At 48.7% G+C, this 269-nt stretch carries 1 protein-coding gene; it reads left to right on the plus strand.

The window, feature by feature from the left end; all coding sequences use genetic code 11:
* On the plus strand, positions 1-269 hold a 269-nt coding region (locus tag A3735_RS09895), incomplete at both ends, for a patatin-like phospholipase family protein (protein ID WP_369820522.1).

The following is a 269-nucleotide window of genomic DNA, read 5'->3' on the forward strand; positions in this document are numbered from 1 at the left end:
GTGAATACACGATGCAAGAGGCCTACGAGAAGACGGGGCGGAGTATTAATATCACTGTTTCGCCTGTCCAGGCTCATCAAAAGGCTAGATTATTGTCAGGTTACACATCTCCATACATGCTAACGTGGAGTGCATCGTTAGCGTCTTGCGCAGTTCCAGGAATTTTCCCCCCGGTTAAACTGCTTAAGAAAGATGAACATGGACACAACGTACCGTATATGCCCCGCTTACGCTGGGTTGATGGCAGCATGGTTAGCGACTTGCCAATC

The organism is Oleiphilus sp. HI0061 (assembly GCF_001635675.1).